At 46.3% G+C, this 6,812-nt stretch carries 8 protein-coding genes; 5 read left to right on the top strand and 3 right to left on the bottom strand.

The features are described from left to right. The coding region (locus tag A3751_RS03070) for an XdhC family protein (RefSeq protein WP_197466147.1) at positions 1–246 on the top strand (246 nt) is incomplete at its 5' end. A 268-nt stretch (positions 247–514) separates the two neighbouring features. Beyond that, positions 515–1,414: a DMT family transporter gene (locus A3751_RS03065; protein ID WP_082863022.1), complete on the top strand. Its 900-nt coding sequence runs from the start codon at positions 515–517 to the stop codon at positions 1,412–1,414. Here the strand turns inward: A3751_RS03065 and A3751_RS03060 are convergent. Next, complete coding sequence (locus A3751_RS03060; RefSeq protein ID WP_068451909.1) at positions 1,411–2,151, bottom strand: SIMPL domain-containing protein; 741 nt, start codon at positions 2,149–2,151, stop codon at positions 1,411–1,413. The genes A3751_RS03065 and A3751_RS03060 overlap by 4 nt on opposite strands. A 163-nt stretch (positions 2,152–2,314) precedes the next feature. Here A3751_RS03060 and A3751_RS03055 point away from each other — a divergent pair, with 163 nt between their 5' ends. From A3751_RS03055 to A3751_RS03045, 3 genes are all read left to right on the top strand, one after another. Then, the gene (locus A3751_RS03055) at positions 2,315–3,034 is read left to right on the top strand and encodes a hypothetical protein (RefSeq protein WP_068451907.1); all 720 of its coding nucleotides are present in this window, start codon (positions 2,315–2,317) and stop codon (positions 3,032–3,034) included. Between the two features lie 12 nt (positions 3,035–3,046). After that, a complete protein-coding gene (locus A3751_RS03050) occupies positions 3,047–4,315 on the top strand; it encodes a valine--pyruvate transaminase (protein WP_068451905.1) in 1,269 nt (422 codons plus the stop codon). Positions 4,316–4,377: 62 nt separating this feature from the next. Continuing rightward, a complete protein-coding gene (locus A3751_RS03045; protein WP_068451903.1) occupies positions 4,378–5,268 on the top strand; it encodes a sterol desaturase family protein in 891 nt (296 codons plus the stop codon). A 31-nt stretch (positions 5,269–5,299) separates the two neighbouring features. Here A3751_RS03045 and A3751_RS03040 read toward each other — a convergent pair whose 3' ends face one another. Both A3751_RS03040 and livG read right to left on the bottom strand, forming a co-directional pair. Next, positions 5,300–6,001, bottom strand: coding sequence for an ABC transporter ATP-binding protein (locus A3751_RS03040; RefSeq protein ID WP_068451901.1), 702 nt, complete (start codon positions 5,999–6,001; stop codon positions 5,300–5,302). Further along, a complete protein-coding gene (gene livG / locus A3751_RS03035) occupies positions 6,001–6,771 on the bottom strand; it encodes a high-affinity branched-chain amino acid ABC transporter ATP-binding protein LivG (RefSeq protein WP_068451896.1) in 771 nt (256 codons plus the stop codon). The genes A3751_RS03040 and livG overlap by 1 nt, the downstream gene beginning before the upstream one ends. Positions 6,772–6,812: the final 41 nt, after the last annotated feature.

Genomic DNA, 6,812 nt, shown 5'->3' with positions numbered 1-6,812 from the left:
GCTTTGGGGTCGCAACGTAACGCGAAGTTGCGTAGGCAGCGGCTTATGAAACTGGGTTTGACGGAAAATCAGATAGAGAAACTTAAAGCGCCAGTCGGCTTGTCGATCGGAAGCCATACTCCGATAGAGATAGCGATTTCAATCGCCGCTCAGCTTGTTGATGTTCGTTCCTTGCGAGTGAAACGAGTAGTGCAAGGCAGTCTTATCGGTAAAATTCCTGCCGGGATTGACAAAGCAATCGTTTAGCACCATTCTAAGCCGCATGAATATCAACACTGTATTAAAACACTCTTGGTCGAGCTTGCTCATGATGCGACTCTTAGTCGCACGCGTGGCATTGGCCCGTGCTCGTCTTTCCGTGTGTTTTGTTGATTAAATAGTTCTTTCAAAGCCACGGCGTTCATGCGGTGGCTTTCTTCTTGCTCCCGATGTACTCCGTTGAAATGACATTAACCTCCACTTGGCTTTAGTGAGGTTAAGCGACGAGTTTATAGGGAGAATTCTCGTGTCTATTATGCCTGCTTACCTAACCATCGTATTGGTTTGGTCTACAACACCTTTAGCAATCTCTTGGAGTGCCGAGACGATGACGCCTGTTGCTGCACTAGGGTTGCGTATGCTTCTAGCGGCGGTTGTCGGTTGGGTGATGCTTTATGTGCTGGCGATCAAGATTTCATGGGAGCGCGATGCTGTGCGCACGTATGCGTTTTCTCAGTTGGGTATCGTGGCTGCAATGCTTTGTGTTTATAGTGCTTCGCAGTTTATTCCCTCAGGTTTGATATCTGTATTGTTTGCTTTAGCGCCGCTCTTATCCGGGGTTTTCGCTTATTTTGTGCTTTCGGAGAATAACTTCACGCCAGATAGAATTGCCGCTTTTTTAGTCTCGTTTATTGGCTTATGTGTGATTTGTCTTGATGGCGTGGTGGTGAGCGGCGAGGGTTATAAAGGCGTTTTGTTTTTGTTGCTTGGCGTGTCTCTCTACAGTTTTAGCGGCGTAAAAGTGCAGCAAATTGGTTTTCAGGGGAACCCCCTGGCGACAACCGTTGGCAGTGTTGTCATGTCTGTACCATTGTTTGGTTTTGCGTGGTTGGTGCTCGATGGCGGTATACCGGCCATAGATTGGTCTAGTAAGTCTCCATACGCTGTGATTTATCTCGCCTTGTTTGGGTCGTTATTGGGATTTTGTGCTTACTTCTTTTTATTGAAAGTTGCTGGAGCAGCCGCAGTAGCGATGGTGACTTTGCTGACCCCCGCGTTGGCGCTCATATTGGGGGCTCTTGTGAATGGCGAAACGATCTCGGTGAAAGTGTATTTAGGGACAGGGCTCATTCTTTCGGGTCTGTTTCTGTATTACCGTAAGCTGCTGCTTGGTATGCGTGATACTTCAAACAACAGCCTAGAACAGAGTGCTTAATCTAATTCAAATGTGCTTGAAACTCGTGCTTTGAATTCGATATTTTTGATTTGATAGGTGTCAGGTTCATCCGCGCTTTGGGCTTCCACAGCCATCGCGCGCATTGGACTTGGCGAGGGACGATCGCTGTGCTCAATGTTGTGTTCAACATACTGAATTTTGCCGAGCTCAGCTCCATATGATTGAGCAATAACCTGCGCAGCAGATTTGGTTTTTTCAATTGCGTTTTGTAAAGCTATTGCGTGTGCTTCAGAAGAATCTTTGACATCAAAACGTATCGCGTTTACGCGGGAAACCTCAGACGCGGTAATGGCATTCACCAAAGATTCAAGTTGGTCGAGGTTGGAAAGTGAGAAGTTAACGAAACGGGTCACTTGGTAGCCTTCTAGAGATCTTACTTTATCTTGATAGTTGTATCGAGGTGCAATGTTTACTTGGCTACTGTCCAAGGAGTCTTTGTCTACATCGAAGTCTTTCAATGAGTTAAGGAGCTTGCTAACTTGATTGCTTGTAAAATCTCTCGCAAGATCGGCGGTGTCCGCTGTGTGCTCAAAACTAAGACTGATGCGAGCGAGCTCCGGTTCGACAGAAGAGGTACCGATCGCAGAAACTCGAATGCCGTTTTGCTCTGATGCTGCAATGTGGGTCGAGAATATAGAAAAGACAAACATAGCTCCGAGTAAGATAAGAGAAATGGCGCGGTCAGGACCTTGTTCTAAGTTCATTGAGCGAGGCATAGAGGGTGGACTCCAAGTTGTTAAGGTTTAGCAACGTGTAAATACGGTGCAGGGATCACTAAAGTTATAGCGTAGGTCTTTATGACCAGCTTAGTCAAAATTAGCTGTGTACCTTTGCAAAGTGCAATGAAACACAACGAAAAAATAGAAAGAGATCAGCAGTATGAAAATTGGAATATTAGATTGTGATGAGATTGCGCCGGAGTTAGTTGATGACTATCCCAATTATGCATCCATGTTTTGTGACCTGTTAGCCAAAACCACTTTGGCAGCGGAGCAGCCAGAATTTATTCGGTACAAGGCATGCCATGGGGAATTACCTTCCAATGTTAGCGACTGCGACGCGTACTTGATCAGTGGCAGTAAAACCGGGGTCTATGACGAGGTTGAATGGCGTGAACCTCTCAGAATACTCGTTCAGAATATATATGATGCAGGTATTCGTGTCGTGGGTATTTGTTTCGGCCATCAGCTACTGGCAGATGTCCTTGGAGGGAAAGCCGAGAAGTCCAACAAGGGTTGGGGTATTGGTGCTATCGAACATAAGAAGCAAGGTGTAGACGGGCCGTTTGAAGATATGCCTGAGAGTCTGACATTGTTGTTCAGCCACCAGGATCAAGTCACTCAATTACCGCAAGGCGCAGCTCGAATTTACGGAAGCGAGTTCTGTGAAAACGGCGCGTTTTACATTCCAGGCAAAGTGTTGGGTTTTCAGGGGCATCCCGAGTTTACAAATGATTATAGCGACCGTTTGATGCGTTTACGTCGAGCGCGCTATCCGGTTGAGCGGTATGATGAAGGCATCGCTTCTATTGGCACTGAAACACAAGAGCATTTGGTGGCCGAGTGGATGATGCAATTTCTTTTTGGCTTGAGGGGTTAGATTCTAAAGCATATGACTCGGTTCTCCTCCTTTGGAAACAAGTTAGGCGGAACTTCAGGTATTACGAGCCTCATGGAGGATCTAGGTAATGCGCTGAACTCTGGTTCTGACATCATCATGATGGGTGGGGGCAATCCTGCGCATATTCCTGAAGTTGAAAAAGTATTTAAGGAAAAGCTTTCTCTGCTGACTGAGGATCGACATAGCATGAAGCGATTGATCGGAATCTATGATCCTCCTCAGGGTGAGATCGACTTTATCGATGCTATGGTCAGTTTGCTTAATCAGGAATATGGGTGGAATCTCACCAAGCGGAATGTGGCTCTTACCAACGGTAGCCAGGCCGGTTTTTTCATGCTGTTTAATATGTTTGCGGGCCAATATGCCTCAGGCATATCAAAGCAGATCTTATTACCGCTCGCGCCAGAGTATATTGGCTACAGTGATTCGGGGTTGAGCGACGGGATTTTTAGAGCGTTTCGGCCAGAAATCGAGACCATTGATGAACAGACATTCAAGTATAAGATCGATTTTCAGTCTTTGGAGTTTGATGAGCGAGTTGGGGCAATTTGCGTTTCTCGCCCAACGAACCCTACCGGCAACGTGTTGACCGATGATGAGATCCGCAAGCTCGACGAGATTGCTCGGGCGAGAGATGTACCGCTTATTATTGACGGAGCCTACGGGACACCGTTTCCGAATCTGATATTTAGTGATGCCAAACCGCATTGGAATGACAATACAATTGTTTGCTTGAGCCTTTCGAAACTGGGATTACCTGCTGCAAGAACCGGTATTGTGGTCGCAAACGAGGAAACCATTAATGCGCTATCTGGTATCAACGCAGTGATGAACCTGGCTACCGGAAGTTTCGGGCCAATGCTGGCCAAAGACCTTGTTGCCTCGGGTGAAATTCTAAAAATGAGTAATGAGCTTGTTCGGCCTTTTTATCTTGACAAGGCTTCAAAGGCCGAGGCCTACTTTAAGTCGCTTTGCAGAGATTTGCCTGTTTCGTTGCATAAGGTTGAGGGGGCGATGTTTCTCTGGATTTGGATGAAAGGTTGTCCTGTCTCAAGTCAGCAGATGTATGAGCGTTTAAAAACGCGTGGTGTTCTTGTTGTACCAGGCCATCATTTCTTTCCCGGCCTAGATAGTGAGCATGATCTTGATTGGTCGCATCGCAATGAATGCTTGCGCGTTACCTATTCGCAGGATGAGGAACGTGTAAGAAAGGGCTTACAAATTATCGCTGATACGATTCGAGAGGCATATCATCATTAGTTGGTTTGAGTGAGAAATTGCCTGCTCTTTTAACAGCAGCATAGGTATCGAGAATAAAAAATATGAATGATGTTTTTCATGCGCTGATGTTTATTGTGATTTTTGGGACCCTTTTTCTAAGTTTGATCGCTTGGGAAGCTTGGTACTTGAAACGCAAAAATATTGATTCTTATCATTGGAATGAGACCTTGGCGAACATTTCTACCGGCGCGATGTATAAGGTTTTTGATGGCATTGCTGTAGCGTTGTTCATTCAGTTTTTCTATGAAGAAGTTCAGCAATACGGTTTTGGTTACACGCCTGAAGCTGGGTTCTTCGCCATTGCGTTTCTGGTCGTTTCCCAAGATTTTTTCTACTACTGGTACCATGTTGCGATGCATAAGGTGCGTTGGATGTGGGCTGTGCATGTAACCCATCACTCATCAAAACATCTCAATTTCTCGACTGCTCTGAGGCAAAACTTCTTACTGGATGTGAATTTCGGTTGGGTTTTATGGTGGTTACCCTTGGCCATTATTGGCTTTGATAAAACTTGGACCTTGATCGCGATTGAGGCAAGCTTGGCTTATCAGTTTTTTCTACATACAGAGGTGTTCAAGCGTTGGGGTTTTTTGGAGTACGTTATGAACACGCCGTCACATCATCGAGTGCATCATGGTTGTAAACCTGACCAGATCGACCGAAATTTTGGTGGTATTTTTATCCTATGGGACCGGTTGTTCGGGACTTTTGTCGATGAGCGTGAGGTGAGCAAGATCGAATATGGTTTAACCTCTCGCCAGCCAACAACGATGAATCCGCTTAGGCTTAATCTCGATGAGTTTTTCGCGATGTTTCGAGATGTGTTTAGATATCGAGATTTATCTATCTTGCTCCGACGGCCCTCTTATGTTGAAGAGCGCTATGAGGCTGAGGAACTCGATTCATCCGAATCACAAAAAAAGGCAGCCTAGGCTGCCTTTTTCAACGAGTGCTGCACGCTATTTAGCCGCCCAAATACGCTTTCTTTACTTCGTCATTGACTAACAAGTTGTCGCCCGTATCTTGCAGTACAATGTGGCCGTTTTCTAAAACATAACCTCGATCAGCCAGTTTCAATGCTTGATTTGCATTTTGTTCGACCAAAAATATTGTCATACCTTGGTCACGTAGCTGCTCAATGATCTCGAAGATCTGGTTGATAATAATCGGGGCTAGACCAAGTGATGGTTCGTCAAGAAATAGCATCTTTGGCTTGCTCATCAACGCCCGGCCTATGGCAAGCATTTGCTGCTCACCACCCGACATTGTCCCTCCTCGCTGTGCATAGCGTTCTTTAAGGCGCGGAAACAAGCCCAGGACATACTCCATAGACTCTTCGATACTTTCCTTCGATTCAAAGAAACCACCCATGTGCAGATTCTCTTCCACTGTCAGGCCAGAGAAGATGCGTCGGCCTTCCGGCACAACGGCCAAGCCGCTTCGCATGATGTCGGATGTTTCAGCTTGAGTGATGTCATTGCCTCGGAACTCAATCCGACCCTCTGCAGCTCTCGGGTCGCCACACACGGTCATGAGCAAGGTTGACTTGCCTGCGCCATTCGCTCCGATCAGCGTGACGATCTCGCCCTCTTGGACATTTAGAGAAACACCCGTAAGCGCTTGGATCTTTCCATAATAGGTATGTACGTTGTCTAAGCTGAGCATCACACCTCTCCCAGATATGCTTTGATTACTTCAGGATTGCCCTTGATTTGGTCTGGCGTACCAGAGGCGAGGGGGGTCCCTTGGTTAATCACGTAGATGTTGTCTGAGATACCCATAACGAGATTCATGTCGTGCTCGATCAGCAAAACAGAGACGTGGTAGTCCTCTTTCAACGATACGATGAGGTTGTCGAGATCCTTGGTTTCTTTTGGGTTTAGACCCGCAGCAGGCTCATCAAGAAGAAGAAGTTTAGGTTCTGTTACCATACATCGAGCAATCTCAAGTCGGCGCTGTTGCCCATACGAGAGATTTCCTGCTTCACGATTTGCCACTTCCATTAAGCCGACTTTCTCGAGCCAATACTTGGCGCGCGTCATGGCTTGCTCTTCTGACTTTTTGTAGCCAGGTGTTTTAAACAATCCTGAAAAAATATTCGTATTTACGTGACGATGTTGTGCAACCAACAAGTTTTCGATAACGGTCATGTTGTTAAATAAACGCACATGTTGGAAGGTTCTGACCATGCCTTTCAATGAGATTTTAAAGTCAGGCAGGGTTTGCACTTCTTCACCCATAAATTCTACGACGCCGGAGGTGGGCGTATAAAATCCACTGAGGCAGTTGAATACGGTCGTTTTCCCCGCGCCATTTGGCCCGATGATGGAGACGATCTCGCCTTCATCAACTTTCAGATTAACGCCATTAACAGCAACAAGGCCGCCAAACTGCATCTTTAGGTCGGATACATTAAGTAGAGTTTGATTAGTCATTTGCCAACTCCATGTGCGGGCGCTTGGAGGGGAGTAAACCC

It is taken from the genome of Oleiphilus sp. HI0080, assembly GCF_001635135.1.
This window is presented reverse-complemented; position numbering and strand designations above follow the sequence as displayed.